We start from the raw sequence: 15,625 nt of genomic DNA on the forward strand, positions 1-15,625 counted from the left end.
CTACGCCGGCCGGTAGTACGCCTCTCCGGCGCACGCGCGGCACAGCGCCTGCCCGTCGCGCACCACCTCGCGCCGGAAGTTAATGCCTTCGCCGCATTTGGCGCACACTACGCGTTCTGCCTTGTAGCCGGGAAATTCCTCCGGCGGCAGGTCCACGGTGACCGGCTGCACGTCGAACAAATCTTCGCTGGACATCTCGCGGTAGGCAAGCATCTGCTGCTGATTTTTGTTTTCGATCTCAGGGTGCATGCTCTTGGCCAGCGCCTTTGAGGATTCGCGCGCGGCGATGCGGAAGGCGCGGCCGGTCGAAACATCGACAAACGTCGCTGCTACCTTGCCCCAGTCGCGGAACTTCAGGGCGCGCTTGCCCAGCCGGCATCCGGTGACGACGGCGACGGCGTCGGTGGCACAGCGATCGATCTCGACGAAGGTCACCAGGCGCTTGCGGTCTCTGCCGCGCGGGTCCTCGATGCCCAACTTCCGCAGCCCGAGCATCGCCATGCGCACGCCGAGCACCTGCCCGGCACAGAGATGACCGTGGGCAGCTTCGGCTTCGCGCAGATATTCGTCGAGGGACTTCATGAGAGTTTCAGTTTCGGGTTGTCGGTTTTCGGTTCTCGGGTCCATTTCTAAACCGCTAGAAGCTATGTCGGAACGAACCACTTCAGTATAGTGCGGATTCCCTCAGGGACTAAAGCCCGCATTATTCGCGGCTCTGGGCGGCACGGCTTAAGCCGTGCCCTTCCAAAAGCCGCGCCCTTCCCAAAACCATTTCATGAGATAGCTTTTCGAACGTTGGGTCTTGCCATAAAGGTCTTGCCGTATCAGTGCTTGTCTTCATCCCCTGGATCGTTGGGCGCCGGTGCAAGATCAGCGGCGTGGCCTCGAATGTTGAAGGTCAGCTTTTGCGCGCCCGCCGGGTTGAAGGTCACGCGCGTCGGCTGGCGCTGCCATTGCGGCGCGACGCATTGCGCGTCGGGCATGTCGGCGTCCTTGACTGGCCCGAGTTCGCGCTTCAGCACCGGCTTCTTGCTCCCCACCTGGGCCACCACGGCGTACAGCTTGGCGCCGTCATCGGAGACGCCGCAGTAGGCAGCATAATCGCGATACCAGCTTGCCAGCGAATAGAAAGCATCGAAGCTCGGCAGGTTGAGTTGGCTCACTCGTCCCGTGTCTCGGTCCACCAGCAGCCATCCCCCGCGCTGCCACTTCCACTTGTGTGCCGTGCCCTCGTCGGAAGGCAGCCAGTCGTTGAGCCGGTAAGCACGCCGCACGACAAACAGGCGCTCCGTGATGTCGTGCGGATCGCCGGTGACGAACTCGCGCAAGCGGCCATCCACGTACAAAGATCGAATTCTGATGTCCAGCGACTTGTCCTCGTTGGGCCCAAGAAACAGTTTGACCGGCATCCACTTGCCGAAGCTGACAACGTGCTGTTTGGGGACGGCTAGGGCGGCGGAGGCAAGCGCCAGCCAGGCAACGGTCACCAAGAAATAATGCCGCATGGCGAAAAGCCTAGTCCCGCGCAGTGAAGAAGCGCAAGATCCGCTCCCATTTACCGGCCGATGGAATAGAATACCGGGAGCATGTGCGGTACCAGTGCGGCGCATGCAACCAAACTTGCCCAGCCCACGTCCACTATATCCGATGGATCCCTACATGCAACAGAAGCGCGTGGCGCGCATTCTTGTGGTTGACGACAACATCGACAACGCAGCGCTGATGTCGCAGCTCCTACAGTCGGGCGGCTACCTGGTACGCGCCGCCCATAACGCCCAGGAAGCGGAGCGCGAGATCCGTGCCCACCTGCCGGACCTGATCCTGCTGGACGTGATCATGCCGGGCAAGTCGGGCTACGAACTGTGCCGCGAGCTAAAGGCCGACGCGGTCACGCGTCTGATACCGCTGGTCATGATTACCGGACTTGCCGACCGCGAGGACAAAATCCGCGGCATCGAGTCCGGCGCCGACGATTTCCTCAACAAGCCCATCTTCCCGGAAGAACTGTTCGCGCGCGTGCGCTCGCTGCTCAAACTGAAAGAATTCACCGACGAACTGGAGCACGCCGAAGACGTCCTGTGCACGCTCGGGCTCAGCGTCGAGGCGCGCGATCCCTACACCGAGGGGCACTGCGAGCGCCTCTCGCGCTACGCCAGCCAGATGGGACGTCACCTCGGGCTGGGTGAGGAATCTGTGGTAGCGCTGCGCCGTGGCGGATACCTGCACGACCTGGGCAAAATCGCCGTGCCCGACGAGATCCTGAAGAAAGGCTCCAACCTGACGCCCGCCGAGTGGGAGATCATGAAGCAGCATCCCATGACCGGCGAGACGATCTGCCGTCCGCTGAAAACACTGCGCATGGTGTTGCCCATCATCCGCTGCCACCACGAACACTGGAACGGAAGCGGCTATCCTGACGGTCTGCGCGGCGAGGACATCCCGCCGCTGGCGCGTATCCTGCAAGTGGTGGACGTGTACGACGCACTCATCACCGAGCGTCCCTACAAGCCGGCGCTGCCGCACGAAGACGCGGCCGAAACCATGCGCCGCGAAGCCGCCGCGGGTTTGTGGGACCCCCACCTGGTCGGGGAGTTTTTCCAGATGCTGCGCAAAGCGCAAGCCGCGTAGCGGCACTGCAGTCGGCGCGCAAGAAGGGACCTGCCTTTACTCGCGACTCCGCGACGCGGCAGTTACTGCTGCGGTTGACGCCGTTGCTGCTGTTGTTGTTGCTGCTGCATGCGTTGCAGTTCTTGCAGCAACTGCTCAGGGGTCTTTGGCTGGTTGGGATTCGCGGGAATGGCCGGTTGTGCCTGTTCCGGCCCCGGCCCCTGCGTCCCCTGCGTGTTGGGAGCAAACGTCCCCGGGGGCATCACAGCCGCTGGCGCCGGCTGTTCAGCCTGAGGCGCCGGCTGCACTTCCACTGCCGGCTGCTCGTCATCGTCGGCATTCAACTCGGGACGTGCGACACCGCCCTGCAATGGCCCGCCCGGGCCAGGACGTGACATGGCAGCTCCGCCCGGTGATGGCGGCGGCTGAAAGGCGCCTCCCGCAGCGGGCGTTGCTGCGCCACCATGGTGAGGCGTCAGGATTACCTGCGCCACGGCGGTGGGATCCGCAGCCGAGCCCAGCATGATGTAATCGAAGCGCGAACCTTCCAGTAAGGACGCCAGCATGTCGCGCGGATTGCCCGGGCCAAGCTTTACCGCGACGCGATCATTGACCGTGTCCGCCGGCATCTCCAACTGCGCGCCGGTCTGCGCTTTCACTGCCACGAGAATCGAACTGAGCGTCGAATTCTGCGCCACGATGCTGAGCTGCCCGTTCTCGAATGTGACTTGCGGCGCCGTCGGAGGCATCTGCTCCGGACGCTGCGGCACGACCGGCTGCGGAGGTGCTGCCGGCTGCAAAGGCCGGATTGGCGCGGGCTGCGCGGCCGCAGGATTCGCCGCTTGCCTGGCAATGTCCGGCTTGATCGGCGCGTGGGGCGGCGCCTGCGTCCACGCGGCTGCGCTCAAGCCGAGCGCCGTCGCCGCGATCGCGAATTTGCCGATGCCCACCATGCCAATATGGGAATTCTACACCTTCTAAACGCTTGCGTTGGCCGCTTTACAATGCGACGTTAAACATCGGAACTGCATCTCCATCACAGTAGTGTCAGATTTTATGAGAAGTCCCATGAGCAGCAGATCGCAGTTTTGCCGTTCCTGGTTCGCGCTTCTGCTGGTCATTACGCTGGCGAGGCCGGTCGCGGTTGCGGCGCAGAACTGCCTCAGCGACGACGATCTCGACCCGGGCGCCCACAGCGCCCTGGAACAAACCGCGCAATCGTTTATCCGCATGTCCGCCGCCGGTGATTACGCGAGCCTGAAAGCCGCCGCGGTTGAGTCGCTGGCGTCGAACTTCGGCGGCGTCGAGGCGGCGGTCACCGAGCACAAGCCCGATTTCTCCGGCGCCCGGGCCTCGCCGTCCGCCATGTACGTGCTCGAAAATGCCACCAAGGCGACCATGGAGCGCGCCGAGTTTTACTGTGGCATCTTCAATTCCCAGGAGCGCGTTGCCTTCGTAATTCCCAACCTGCCGGCGGGCCGATTTGCGGTGGTCACCGAAGAGGTCAGCGGCGGCAGGCAGCCGGTCCGTCTCAGCCTGGTCCTGCGGCAGCAGGGAAACCGGTGGGCTCTTGCCGGCTACACCGTGAAGCCGACGCAGGTCGCCGGCCACGACCTCAACTGGTACCTCAGCCAGGCGCGGCAGTACAAGTCGCGCGGCCAGAACCTGGCCGCTTATCTCTATTGCCTGGAGGCGTGGTACCTCGCGCAGCCAATCGAAATCGAATACACCGTGCAGCAGGACAAGCTCGCCGACGAGATGCAGCAGGCGCGTCCCGCCGATTTTCCGTCGCCGAACCAGCCCATGAACCTGACGGTTGGGGGCAAGACCTATCGCGTGACGCAGCTTTTTCCCGACAGCGACGGCAACAATCTTGACCTGATCGTCAAGTACCAGGCGACCAGCGAGATCTCCAATACCAGCGCCACGTTCCAGGACAACATGGCCGTCATCAAGGCCATCGTCGCCAGGTATCCCGAACTGCGGGCCGCCTTCGCCGGCGTGGTCGCCCGCGCGGTGGACTCCTCCGGCCGCGACTACGGCTCCCTGCTGGCGATGAAGGACGTGAAGTGAGCTGCCTATTAGCAATTAGCTCTTAGCTATTAGCCAAGCGGTGTTTGTTTAGTCGTTGACCGGATTGGGAACACGATCTCGGCCGCTGATTTCCTGCAATTGCTATTCCCGAATCCCTGCAAGTAGAATCTTCAGTTCCCATTCCTCATCCGGACTCTCTATATGAACAAGGTCGTTGCCAACGCCGAGGAAGCCATCCGCGACGTCCAGGACGGCGCCACCATCCTGGTCGGCGGGTTCGGGCTCTGCGGCATTCCCGAAAACCTGATCGCCGCCCTGGTTCACAAAGGCGTAAAGAACCTCACCACGATCAGCAACAACGCCGGAGTGGATGACTTCGGTCTCGGCCTCCTGCTGCGCAACAAGCAGGTCCGCAAGCACATCGGCAGCTACGTCGGCGAAAACAAGTTGCTGGAGCAGATGGTGCTCAGCGGTGAACTGGAACTCGAGCTCAACCCGCAGGGCACCCTCGCCGAGCGCATTCGCGCCGGCGGCGCCGGCATTGCAGCGTTCTTTACTCCGACCGGATACGGCACGGCGATCGCCGAAGGCAAGGAAGCGCGCGAATTCGACGGCCGCCACTACATCATGGAGCGCGGCCTGCGGGCCGATTTCGCCTTTATCAAGGCCTGGAAGGGCGACACGTGGGGCAACCTCGTCTATCGCAAGACGACGCGCAACTTCAACCCTATGATGGCCACCGCCGCGCGCGTCACCATCGCCGAAGTGGAGCAGTTGGTCGAAGTCGGGCAGATCGATGCCGACGACGTCCACACTCCCAGCGTCTACGTGAAGCGCATTTTTCAGGGAACGAATTACCTGAAGCGCATTGAGAAGCGGACGGTAAGAAAAGTGTCCTGAGACTAACGACCATGCCCATGCCCGAATCCACCGCCGATGAAGTCCGCAGCAGCGTCTTGCGCTACCTGCGCCTGTACGAAGAGGGGCACTTCACGCTCGGCGATCTGGCGGCGGAACTGGCAGTCATGACCTCCGCTTACGAACACGTCATGGGCGGCATCGCGGACTCCTTCGGCGCGCTGCTGGCAACGGCGTCAGAATACCGGGCGCAATCGGCCGCCGATGCGCGCGCCTCGTACGCTGAATTTGAGCAAGCTTTAACTGACTTCCGCCGCACCGAAGCGGCCTGGGATTAACCACCGATAACCGAGAACCGAGAACTCTATGGTCACCACACCGAAAGCCCCGAAGGCACAAGACACCGCCAAGCGCGACCGCATCGTGCGCCGCATCGCCCAGGAACTGCGCGACGGCTACTACGTCAATCTCGGCATCGGCATGCCGACGCTGGTCGGCAACTGCGTTCCCGAAGGCATGCACGTAGTTCTGCAATCGGAGAACGGCATGCTCGGCATCGGCCCCTATCCGCTCGAAGGACAAGAGGATCCAGATCTCATCAATGCCGGCAAGGAGACGGTTACGGAAATTCCCGGCACTTCGTATTTCTCCAGCGCCGACTCCTTCGCCATGATCCGCGGCGGCCACGTTAACCTCAGTGTCCTGGGCGCCATGGAAGTCGATGAGGAAGGCAATCTTGCCAACTGGATGATTCCCGGCAAGGTGGTAAAAGGCATGGGCGGCGCCATGGACTTGGTGGCGGGCGCGCGCCGCGTCATCATCGCCATGGAGCACACCACCAAAGACGGGCAGCCCAAGATCCTGACGAAATGCACCCTGCCGCTGACCGGCGTCAAGGTGGTGAACAACATCGTCACCGAGATGGCCTATATCACCGTGACGCCCCAGGGTCTGTTGCTGGAGGAGGTTGCTCCCGGCCTGACCGCCGACGATGTGCAGCGCGCCACCGAAGCCAAGCTGATCGTCAGCCCCAAGTTGAAAACCATGGGTGGGTAGCCAGCCCGTGCTCACCCTCCGAACGGGAAGCCGGTTTGGAGCGCGCTCGTCCTCGAGCGCGATATCCCTGTGTCTGATCCGGAGCGATAAGCCAACTACCCATTCAGCGCTTGCGAGGACGAAATAAGAGAGCGCGGGCGGCTGTAAGGGTGTGGTGGGAGCCGCCCGCGCCAGACCCCATCCCGAGGAGAGTGCCGGGAAAGGGTTACCTCCTGCCCAGGTGAGTAGCAGGAGAACTTAAAAGTCTAGTGCGCGTTTTGAAGGGGCAGCTAGCAGAGACGAGCTGTGGTCAGGTCGATGACTTCAGAACCGCTGAGGGCCAGATGCACAGGTGGCGGTCCAACCATCCATTGGAATGCACGCGCATGATTGGCGGCAACGGTAAACAGCAAGGCGGTGACCGGAGCGACGAACTGGGGCGGCTGCAGCGTGTGCTTGGATGGGACCGTGGTCACCGGCGAAGGCACGACCGGGGACACCAGAATCACCAGCACTACGTACGCCATCAGGATCGCCGTCAACATACGCATGCGCCCCACCCAGACATAAATATCCTCGACGCCGGCCTTGCGGTCAAGTCCAAATTGCAAGCAGCCGCCCGCAGCCGCCTCAAGCCGCCTGCCCCTTATCCTGACCCTCTGCCCGGACCCTGGGCTGAAAGCCCGTCAAAGCGGTGTCGCCGGTAATCAGCCGGGCCGAGCGCTCATAGGTCAGGTACGACCACGACCATTCCAGCATCACCAGCAGGCGGTTGCGAAAGCCGATCAAAGACATGATGTGCACGAACAGCCAAAGAATCCAGGCGACGAATCCGGTCACCTTGATTTTGCCGAAATCAGCTACCGCGGCGGCGCGCCCGATCGTAGCCATGGTGCCGCGGTCCTGGTAATGGAACGGCTCACGCGGCAGGCCGCGGATTTCGCGCCCGATCATGCGTGCCACCGCGCGTCCCTGCTGGATTGCCACCGGCGCCAGTCCGGGCAGCGGCTGGCCGTTCTTTCCTGCGAGGTTTGCCAGGTCACCGATAACGAATACCTCGGGATGTCCGGGAACGCTCAGGTCGGGCTGGACCAGCACGCGTCCCGCTCTATCGGTCGGGCCCAGCATTTTGCCCAGCGAAGAGGCGGATACGCCCGCAGCCCACAACGTGACGGCCGACGGCAGCACGGTGTCGCCGAGCAGCACGCGACCGGGCTCGACCGCAGTAACCTTCGTGGAGGTCCGCACCTCGACGCCGAGTTGTTCCAGTTGCTGGCGCGCGCTGCGCGACAGCTCGTCGGGATACGCCGGCAGCACGCGCGACTCGCCTTCCACCAGAATGATGCGGGTGAGGCGGGGATCGATGGCGCGGAAGTCCCTGGCGAGCGAGTGACGCGCAACTTCGGCCAGCGTGCCTGCCAGCTCCACGCCGGTGGGACCGGCGCCGATGATGACAAAGTTCAGCGGCTGGTGCGCTCCGGTGATGACTGCCTGCCGTTCCGCCAGTTCGAAGGCAAGCAGCACGCGGCGGCGCATCTCGAGCGCGTCCTCGATGGTCTTCAGGCCGGGCGCGGCCGCGGCCCATTCGTCGTGGCCGAAGTAGGAGTGAGACGCGCCGGCGGCGACGATGAGGTAGTCGTAGTCGATCTGAGAGTCGGACAGCTTGACGCGGCGCGTTTCCAGGTCGAATCCGCAGACCTCGGCCATGAGCACGGAGACGTTCTTGTAGCGATGCAACACGCCGCGAATCGGGGCGGCGATTTCGCCGGGCGATAGTCCGGCGGTCGCAACCTGGTAGAGCAGCGGCTGGAATGTGTGGTAGTTCTTGCGGTCGATGACGGTCACTGAAACCGCAGAACGCGCAATGCTGGCCGCGGCAGTCAGGCCACCGAATCCTCCGCCGACGATGACCACTCTGGGCTTCACCATGGTTATTGGATTCAGGCTGCAGGCTTCGGGCTGCAGGCTTGAGCGAAATCAGGCAGTAGCTTATTTGGTATTAACTTTGTCTGGCGGTTGTTTCAGACCCCCCTCCCCCTCCATGGGTGTGGGATCAACAACTTAAGCGACGGATACCCTGAGTGTTCGCAGGTAACCCCACGGTAACCGTTGTGTCAGATAACCAATAGGGTAACTTTGGCGGGTTGTCGTACGTAGCCATGTTGTCAAATAGCTAAACAGCGGTTGTTGTCGACACAACCACTCAGGCGCACTATGCGCAGAATCAGAGTAGCGCTCGCAGAGGGTTCTGTGACAAGGGCAGGAAAATTTTTCCAGGGAAATCAGATTTGAGAAAGAGGTCAGCGAATTGCCGATGGCCGATTGCCGGTTTTGCGGGAAGGTGGGGCCAGCCCCAGTACCGACCCCGGGTGAGTTGGCTACCCAATCAGCAGCGGACTTCTCCAGAGATAGCGTGGGGCTGGGGAGAACAAAAACCGGAGAAAGGCTCACTAAAGATGGGGGCACATAATAGTGGTTCACTTCAAACTCAGCTTGTGCTGGCCCCCTTGATCGCCCTTCGGAGGAAGGAGAACAGATTGCTTGGGCCAAATCTTTTCGACTATCGACTGCGACCAGTCTCCCATTCTGCCGAAATACTGCTGTAGATCAGAAGTCTGGACCAGCGTGCCGCTCACAGATGTGCCGCGAGTTTCGCGAAATTCCTTAGCTGATTGGCGTACTCGCGTGACAGCGAAACGGCGGGCGAGCATTTCATGACACAAACGAGATCGATAAGGCGTGTCCAGCGGTCGAGAGTAAAAAACGCGGCCATCTTATCCGCTTCATCAGATGTGATTTTTCCGGTGCTGGCGAGAAGAGTATTCCAAACAAGCGCATCAAATATGCCGCGATCTAACATAAACAAGTCAATGTTCTTCTCAACCGACTCGATCACTGCTGTCCGGGGAAAAATGCATGATGTTGGCGTAAGCGGCTGACCGGCAGCGGGATAAGTGGCTTTGTCGCCGGGAACGATTTGAATTCGTTCAGGCCGGAAACGGAGCTTGGAAGCGGCGGCGGGAGCGGCAACAATGCGGGATGAACTCGGGCCGCACCGTATTTGCGCAACTGATCGAGCATCTGCCCCACAAGGAATTTCACAAGTGCGTCGCTCGTTATCGTGGGGACCACTACGCAAAGAACTTCTCCTGCTGGGATCAGTATCTGGCGATGGCCTTCGCCCAACTCACCTATCGCGAGAGCCTGCGCGACATCGAGACCTGCCTGGGCGCGGTGGGCGGCAAGCTGTACCACATGGGTATTCGCAGCAGTGTGGCGCGTTCGACGCTGGCCGATGCCAACGAGTCGCGCGACTGGCGCATCTATGCCGATTTCGCGCAGACGCTAATTGCAACTGCGCGCCGGTTGTACGCCCGCGACCTGATGGGTGTCGATCTGGACCAGAGCCTGTATGCGCTGGATTCGACGACCATCGATCTGTGCCTGGCACTGTTTCCCTGGGCCCGGTTCCGGCGTTGCAAGGCGGCGGTCAAGATGCATCACGCTGCTGGACCTGCGCGGCAATATTCCAGCGTTCGTGCACATCACCGACGGCAAGGTACACGACGTGAACGTGCTGGACCAGATCGTGCCCGAGGCGGGCGCGTTCTACGTGATGGATCGCGGCTACATCGACTTCGAGCGGCTGTTCGTGCTGACGCTCAGCGCGGCCTTCTTCGTGGTGCGCACCAAATCGAACGTCTTGCTCCAGCGCCGCTACTCGCATCCAGTGGACAAGTGCACAGGTGTGCGCGCGGATCAGACGGTGGTTCTGTCATCGTTCGAGTCGGCTTCGGTCTATCCCGATCCGCTGCGGAAGGTGAGCTACTACGATGCCGAATCCGACAAGCCTCTGAAGTCTCTGACCAACAACTTCACGCTGCCGGCACTGACCATCGCCCAAATCTACAAACAACGCTGGCAAGTGGAGCTGTTCTTCAAATGGATCAAGCAGCACCTGCGGATCAAGGCCTTCTACGGCCTCAGCGAGAACGCGGTGAAGACCCAGATCTGGATCGCGGTGTCGGTCGACGTGCTGGTGGCGATCGTGCGCAAACGGCTGGGGCTTGAGGCCAGCCTGTATCAGATTCTACAGATTCTCAGCCTCACGCTTTTCGAGAAAACGCCCATTTTATGCGCCCTTCAGACCATCGACGCCGACGCCAATTTCACCCAAAACGTCAACCAACTGATTCTGTTCAACTTTTAACCGGACAGTAAAGAAATCGCATATTCCCCCTCACCTGGCGGACATCTACCAAGCCGAGCCGTCGGGTGCGTAAACCCATTGAGGGTATCCTCGTTGGGCGGGCGTGTGGATGGGAGGATGGCCGCTAAGAATTCAGAGCACGGCTTCGAGTTGGGCGTAAATCTGCTCGTCCGTAAAGTGGCGTATCTTGATTGCTCCTGAGGAGCAGGCGGCGACGCAGCATCCGCAGGCTTTGCAAACCGCGCTGATGACGCGGCTATGGCCGGTTTTCTCGTCGTACTCGATGGCCCCATAAGGGCAAACCGCGCCACACGTGCGACATCCCGAACAGAACTGGTCTTCGACCTCGGAAAACACCGCGTCGACCGCGATTTTTCCTTGCGCAATCTTTGCCAGGATGCGTGCCGCCGCCGCCCGCGCCTGGGATACGGTGTCGGGAATGTCCTTGGGCCCCTGACAAGCGCCGGCGATAAAGATGCCGTCGGTCGTGGTGGCGACCGGATCCAGCTTGGGGTGGCTCTCGATGAACCAGCCGTCCTTATCACGACTGATGTTGACCAGGCGCGCGACCTTGCCCGAATCCGCGCGCGCTTCCATGCCGACCATCAGCACCACCAAATCCGACGGAATCTCGATTTCCATGCCCGATAGCACTTCCCTCACCTGTATCAACATGCCGCAGTTGTCCCCCGGGCTCGCGAAGCGGATCGACGGCGCCTGGTTCTTGGCGTACATCAGGAACAGGGTTTTTTCTTCGGCGCTCTTCTTGTAGAAGTCTTCGCAGCCTTTGCCGAAGGCGTGCATGTCGATGTACAGGTCGGAAACATATGCGTCCGGAATCGCCGACTTGATCTGGTGTGCGTATTTGAGCGCGGTCGCACAGCAGACGCGTGAGCAATAGCGATGGAACTGCGAGCTGCGGCTACCCACGCAGTGAATGATCGAAATGTAGCGCGGGCGCTTACCGTCGCGAGTTTCGATCCGCCCGCTTCGCAGCATCGCCTCCAACTCGAACGACGTGATCACGTTCGGCAGGCGGCCGTAGCCGTACTCCTCGATGCGGGCCGGGTCGAATTCCCGGAAGCCGGTGCAGACCACCACCGCGCCGACGCTAAGTTCGACCACCTCGCCGGCGTCGGTTTTGATTTTCGGATGGAAGTTACCGACATATCCCTTCAACTCAACCAATTCACTTTCTAGAAAAATGCGGATGCGTGAATGGTGGCCGACCCGAATAATGCGTTCCCTGATAATGTCGCGGGCGGAATCGAGGTAAGGAAAGGTGGAGTCGATCCGCGCCACGTTGCCGCCGAGTTGGCGGTCGCGCTCGACTAAGTACACCTGTTGTCCGGCCTCGGCCAGTTCGAGCGCAACCGTCAGGCCCGCAATGCCGCCACCGAGCACCAGGGTGGCGGGGCACATCGCCACCGAACGGCTCTCCAGCGGTTCGTGGTATTTCACTCGCTGAATGGCGGCACGCGTCAGGTCCTTGGCTTTCTCGGTTGCCGCCACCTTGTCTTCGTGGATCCAACTGCACTGCTCCCGTATGTTGGCCATCTCCAGCAAGTAGGGATTGATACCTGCCCGTTCCAGCACTTTGCGGAAAGTGCCTTCGTGCATGCGCGGGCTGCATGCCGATACCACCACGCGGGTCAAGGAAAGATCCCGGATATCCTGGGCAATCATTTCCTGGCCGGGATTGGAGCACATGTATTTGTACGAGCGGGCGCTGGCGACACCTGGAATCTCCCTTGCCGCTTCGGCAACCGCATCCGGGTCGACCATTTTGGCGATGTTGGTGCCGCAGTTACAGATGTAAACGCCGATCCGCTCGCCTTGCATATCGTCTCCTGAACCCTTACGCCACCAGTTGCCGCTTCGCCGCTTCGGCCCGGGCCCCTGCCTGCGCCGTCGCGTAGGCCTCCTGCTGTAACGCCGCGAAATACATCGCGAGTGGCCGATAGGCGAGGTGTGACCACTTGCTGAACGGCACCTCCAGCGTCAGCATCGGAACCACGCCCATGAGGTGCACTACGTAGGTGACATTCGCCGCCGCCGGCAGTCCCGCCCGGTGCAGCACGTGCTGGAGGATTCCCGTCAGCGCCACAAAAATGAGCAAGCCGAGGAACATCCAGTCGGACTCGTGCGAATGTCGGTGTGCCGGCGTGTTCTTCTTCAGGCGTCCTTGGAGTGCCGCGACGCTGGTGACAACCAGCCCAATGGAAGCGGCATAGCCGAAGATGTGCGCCTGCCAGCGTATCGCCGGTCCGTACTGCATGGCCCGCAGGAAAAACATGATCAGTACCAGCATGGTCACGTAGCTGAGCATGAGCACAAGGTGGAGTGCCCAAGGTCGCCTGTTTTCGCACTCGCGGTATCGTTTCTGCGTGAAGAAATGCACCACCAGCAGGGGCAGACAGCGGACATAACTCCAGGCAGAGACCCGGGGAGCGCCTTCGCCGCGCATCGTCCAATGCCACATACGCGCAGCGTTGATGGCCAGCAGCAGGAAAAGAGTCGTGCCCATGATCCAGTCGAAGATGTGCACCGACTCTGCGGGAAGGAATGCCTTCGGGCCGTCGTAGACGGATAAGCTTCCGCCCCCAAAATGGAAGCCGTAGGCCAGAAAGCCGACAGCGGTGAGAATGGCCACGATCGCTATGGCCGCAAGCTCCGCCTTCCAGGAGCGGTAAAACAACTTGGACAGGCCCGTGAAATCATACTGGGAAGTGAGCCAGCGCCGGATGCTCATCATGGTCTCGCCGGGCTCGGCTTCACGCGGGCACTGCTCCGAACACTCGCCACAGTAATAACAAAGCCAGGGCTCAAGCGAGGAGCGGAGCGGCTTCTCCAGGCCCATCTGCAAATAGCGCATACTGCGCCGCGGAAAAAGGAATGGTTCCTGGGAAAACGGGCAGATAGCGGTGCAATTACCGCAGTGGTAGCACTTGGCGACGTCCTCCGCGCCATAGCGTTCCAGGTCCTCGATGAACATCGGGTTCACGCGAGCTGCCATAATTGTCCCTTCTCCGATCAGAGTTGCGCCAACACTTGCGCCTTGGCCTCGATCTCCGACACAGTGAGGTCAGCCCGGCCCTGCTGGACTTTGCCGCCAACAATGGCGCGCAGCACCTTCGCCGCAGCCGCTGAAGCCTGTGCCACCGTGTCCGGGATGTCCTTCGGTCCCTGGCACACCCCGGCCACGAAGATCCCACCTCTTTCGGTCATGTTCGGTTCGGTGTTGTAGTTCAGTTCGTTGAACCAGCCGTCGCTTTCCTGGTCGATGCCGAGCATTTCCGCCAGCTTCACCGAGCCGGCAGCCGGCGTCATTCCCACCGCGAGCAGAACCATGTCGACCGGCACTTGCGTTAACTGGTCCGCCACGATGTCTTCGCCGCGGGCAAACATCTGCCCGTCACGTTCGATGACCTCGGCCGAGCGGCCGCGCACGACGCACACGCCCTCTTCCTTAATGCGCTCGAAGAACTCTTCGTAGCCTTTTCCGAAGGCACGCATGTCAATGTAGTACTCGTAGCACTTCGCCTCCGGCAGCTTCTCCCGGACGAGGTGCGCGAACTTCAGGGAGTACATGCAGCAGACGCGCGAACAATAAGGGTTGTAATTGTGATCGCGAGACCCCACACAATGAATGATCGCCACCGTCTTAGGCTTGGGTCCGTCAGTATCAAAGACCCACTCGTCCGTCTTCGTTCTTTTATTTTGCCGCTTGGTCTTCAGAACGATCTTGCCGGCGGTCGGCCCGGAGGCATTGCTCAGGCGTTCGAACTCAAGTGCGGTGAGAACGTTGGGATAGATCCCATACCCATAGCGCTCAACCCGTCGCGCATCGAGGACATCGTAACCCGTCGCAGCGATGATGTTGCCGACGTTGAGTTCGACAATTTCATCTTTGGCATCCAGGCAAACCGCGCCCCTGCCGCACTTCTTGACGCATGCGCCGCATTTCTTGCCGTCGCTCTGGATCCAGAGGCAGGAACGCGGGTCGACGGCGTAAGCGTTGGGGACGGCCTGCGGGAACGAAAGATAGATCGCTTTGCGCGTCGCTATACCGGCGTCGAATTCGCTGGTCACTGAGACGGGACAGAACTGCGCGCACTCGCCACACGCCGTGCATGCCTCGGCATCAACTCGCGGGGTATGCTTGAGCACTTTCACCTGGTATGCGCCCGGCCCGCCCGAGACCTCCTGCACTTCAGACAGGACCATGAGATGGATGTTGGGGTGCTTGCCGGCGACCACCATCTTGGGCGTGAGAATGCAGGCGGCACAGTCGAGTGTGGGAAATGTCTTGTCGAACATAGCCATGTGACCACCAATGGTTGCCGCGCGTTCGATCATGTGAACCTTGTAACCCGCATCCGCGATCTCCAAAGCCGCCTGGATGCCGGCTATCCCAGCTCCGATGACCAGCGTGTCGGTCTGGACAGGCACGCACCCCGGTTCAGCCGCGAGCGTAAATGGGACGCCATACACCGCGCACGCAAGCACCGCCTTAGCGCGTCCAGCAGCGCGGTCAGACACAGCTCCATGTTCGCGGAAAGAAGCCTGCCGGACCTGCTCCGGGTCGCCGCCCGCCAGAGAAAGCGCGCGTGCGAACGCGGGTTTGTAGAACCCGGGCGAGTCGCCGGCCAGGACCACTGCGTTCAAGCGGGCCTGGCGCATCTCTGCGGCGAGTCCCTCGGGGTCCAGACGCCGAGGGACGGGCATAACCCGCGCCACAACGACACCAGACAACTGCGCCGCATATTCCGCGACTGCCTGAAGGTCCACCACGCCTTGATCGCTGCCGGCGGGATGACAAATGTAAACCCCGATCCGCGACTCGGAACTCATGGACCCTCTCCTTTCCCCGAACCCATG

At 61.2% G+C, this 15,625-nt stretch carries 14 protein-coding genes and 1 pseudogene; 6 read left to right on the plus strand and 9 right to left on the minus strand.

All coding sequences use genetic code 11. The annotated features are described in order from the left end of the window. Entirely contained in the window at positions 1-582 is a 582-nt protein-coding gene (locus tag LAN64_13215) for a TraR/DksA C4-type zinc finger protein (GenBank protein ID MBZ5568796.1), read from the minus strand. 242 nt (positions 583-824) lie between these two features. Further along, positions 825-1,505, minus strand: coding sequence for a hypothetical protein (locus LAN64_13220; GenBank protein MBZ5568797.1), 681 nt, complete (start codon positions 1,503-1,505; stop codon positions 825-827). Positions 1,506-1,608: 103 nt separating this feature from the next. On the opposite strand from LAN64_13220, the gene LAN64_13225 reads away from it, so the two are divergent. Further along, positions 1,609-2,628 (plus strand): response regulator, encoded by a 1,020-nt coding sequence (locus tag LAN64_13225; GenBank protein MBZ5568798.1) that lies wholly within the window; start codon positions 1,609-1,611, stop codon positions 2,626-2,628. 62 nt (positions 2,629-2,690) lie between these two features. Here the strand turns inward: LAN64_13225 and LAN64_13230 are convergent, their stop codons facing one another. Next, a complete protein-coding gene (locus tag LAN64_13230) occupies positions 2,691-3,560 on the minus strand; it encodes a hypothetical protein (protein MBZ5568799.1) in 870 nt (289 codons plus the stop codon). A 115-nt stretch (positions 3,561-3,675) separates the two neighbouring features. Between LAN64_13230 and LAN64_13235 the strand changes: the two genes are divergently transcribed. From LAN64_13235 to LAN64_13250, 4 genes are all read left to right on the plus strand, one after another. Then, on the plus strand, positions 3,676-4,680 hold the full coding sequence (locus LAN64_13235) for a hypothetical protein (GenBank protein ID MBZ5568800.1): 1,005 nt from the start codon (positions 3,676-3,678) through the stop codon (positions 4,678-4,680). 162 nt (positions 4,681-4,842) lie between these two features. Beyond that, a complete protein-coding gene (locus tag LAN64_13240) occupies positions 4,843-5,541 on the plus strand; it encodes a CoA transferase subunit A (protein MBZ5568801.1) in 699 nt (232 codons plus the stop codon). 11 nt (positions 5,542-5,552) lie between these two features. Then, the gene (locus LAN64_13245; GenBank protein ID MBZ5568802.1) at positions 5,553-5,837 is read left to right on the plus strand and encodes a hypothetical protein; all 285 of its coding nucleotides are present in this window, start codon (positions 5,553-5,555) and stop codon (positions 5,835-5,837) included. 28 nt (positions 5,838-5,865) lie between these two features. Then, complete coding sequence (locus LAN64_13250) at positions 5,866-6,555, plus strand: CoA transferase subunit B (protein MBZ5568803.1); 690 nt, start codon at positions 5,866-5,868, stop codon at positions 6,553-6,555. 269 nt (positions 6,556-6,824) lie between these two features. Here the strand turns inward: LAN64_13250 and LAN64_13255 are convergent, their stop codons facing one another. The 3 genes from LAN64_13255 to LAN64_13265 all read right to left on the minus strand — a co-directional run bounded on the left by LAN64_13255 (position 6,825) and on the right by LAN64_13265 (position 9,430). Next, positions 6,825-7,145 (minus strand): hypothetical protein, encoded by a 321-nt coding sequence (locus LAN64_13255; GenBank protein MBZ5568804.1) that lies wholly within the window; start codon positions 7,143-7,145, stop codon positions 6,825-6,827. A 19-nt stretch (positions 7,146-7,164) separates the two neighbouring features. Continuing rightward, the gene (locus LAN64_13260; protein ID MBZ5568805.1) at positions 7,165-8,463 is read right to left on the minus strand and encodes an NAD(P)/FAD-dependent oxidoreductase; all 1,299 of its coding nucleotides are present in this window, start codon (positions 8,461-8,463) and stop codon (positions 7,165-7,167) included. Positions 8,464-9,166: 703 nt separating this feature from the next. Then, positions 9,167-9,430, minus strand: a complete 264-nt coding sequence (locus tag LAN64_13265) for a hypothetical protein (protein ID MBZ5568806.1) — start codon at positions 9,428-9,430, stop codon at positions 9,167-9,169. Positions 9,431-9,573: 143 nt separating this feature from the next. Between LAN64_13265 and LAN64_13270 the strand changes: the two are divergent. Then, positions 9,574-10,744: pseudogene (locus LAN64_13270) on the plus strand (IS4 family transposase). A 132-nt stretch (positions 10,745-10,876) separates the two neighbouring features. On the opposite strand, the gene LAN64_13275 reads toward LAN64_13270, so the two are convergent. From LAN64_13275 to LAN64_13285, 3 genes are read right to left on the minus strand one after another with little or no spacing between them, the layout of a single operon-like run. Continuing rightward, entirely contained in the window at positions 10,877-12,586 is a 1,710-nt protein-coding gene (locus LAN64_13275) for a CoB--CoM heterodisulfide reductase iron-sulfur subunit A family protein (protein MBZ5568807.1), read from the minus strand. Positions 12,587-12,602: 16 nt separating this feature from the next. Further along, entirely contained in the window at positions 12,603-13,760 is a 1,158-nt protein-coding gene (locus LAN64_13280) for a 4Fe-4S dicluster domain-containing protein (protein ID MBZ5568808.1), read from the minus strand. A 17-nt stretch (positions 13,761-13,777) separates the two neighbouring features. Further along, the gene (locus LAN64_13285) at positions 13,778-15,598 is read right to left on the minus strand and encodes a CoB--CoM heterodisulfide reductase iron-sulfur subunit A family protein (protein ID MBZ5568809.1); all 1,821 of its coding nucleotides are present in this window, start codon (positions 15,596-15,598) and stop codon (positions 13,778-13,780) included. Positions 15,599-15,625: the final 27 nt, after the last annotated feature.

The sequence above is a fragment of the Terriglobia bacterium genome, assembly GCA_020073185.1.
In the GTDB taxonomy this organism is placed as follows: Bacteria; Acidobacteriota; Terriglobia; order Terriglobales; family Acidobacteriaceae; genus JAIQGF01.

Bases quoted from the DNA above. Each gene is read 5' to 3' on its own strand.
- LAN64_13215 (MBZ5568796.1), bottom strand. From the start codon at position 582: ATGAAGTCCCTCGACGAATATCTGCGCGAAGCCGAAGCTGCCCACGGT.
- LAN64_13220 (MBZ5568797.1), bottom strand. From the start codon at position 1,505: ATGCGGCATTATTTCTTGGTGACCGTTGCCTGGCTGGCGCTTGCCTCC.
- LAN64_13225 (MBZ5568798.1), top strand. From the start codon at position 1,609: ATGCAACCAAACTTGCCCAGCCCACGTCCACTATATCCGATGGATCCC.
- LAN64_13230 (MBZ5568799.1), bottom strand. From the start codon at position 3,560: ATGGTGGGCATCGGCAAATTCGCGATCGCGGCGACGGCGCTCGGCTTG.
- LAN64_13235 (MBZ5568800.1), top strand. From the start codon at position 3,676: ATGAGCAGCAGATCGCAGTTTTGCCGTTCCTGGTTCGCGCTTCTGCTG.
- LAN64_13240 (MBZ5568801.1), top strand. From the start codon at position 4,843: ATGAACAAGGTCGTTGCCAACGCCGAGGAAGCCATCCGCGACGTCCAG.
- LAN64_13245 (MBZ5568802.1), top strand. From the start codon at position 5,553: ATGCCCATGCCCGAATCCACCGCCGATGAAGTCCGCAGCAGCGTCTTG.
- LAN64_13250 (MBZ5568803.1), top strand. From the start codon at position 5,866: ATGGTCACCACACCGAAAGCCCCGAAGGCACAAGACACCGCCAAGCGC.
- LAN64_13260 (MBZ5568805.1), bottom strand. From the start codon at position 8,463: ATGGTGAAGCCCAGAGTGGTCATCGTCGGCGGAGGATTCGGTGGCCTG.
- LAN64_13275 (MBZ5568807.1), bottom strand. From the start codon at position 12,586: ATGCAAGGCGAGCGGATCGGCGTTTACATCTGTAACTGCGGCACCAAC.
- LAN64_13280 (MBZ5568808.1), bottom strand. From the start codon at position 13,760: ATGGCAGCTCGCGTGAACCCGATGTTCATCGAGGACCTGGAACGCTAT.
- LAN64_13285 (MBZ5568809.1), bottom strand. From the start codon at position 15,598: ATGAGTTCCGAGTCGCGGATCGGGGTTTACATTTGTCATCCCGCCGGC.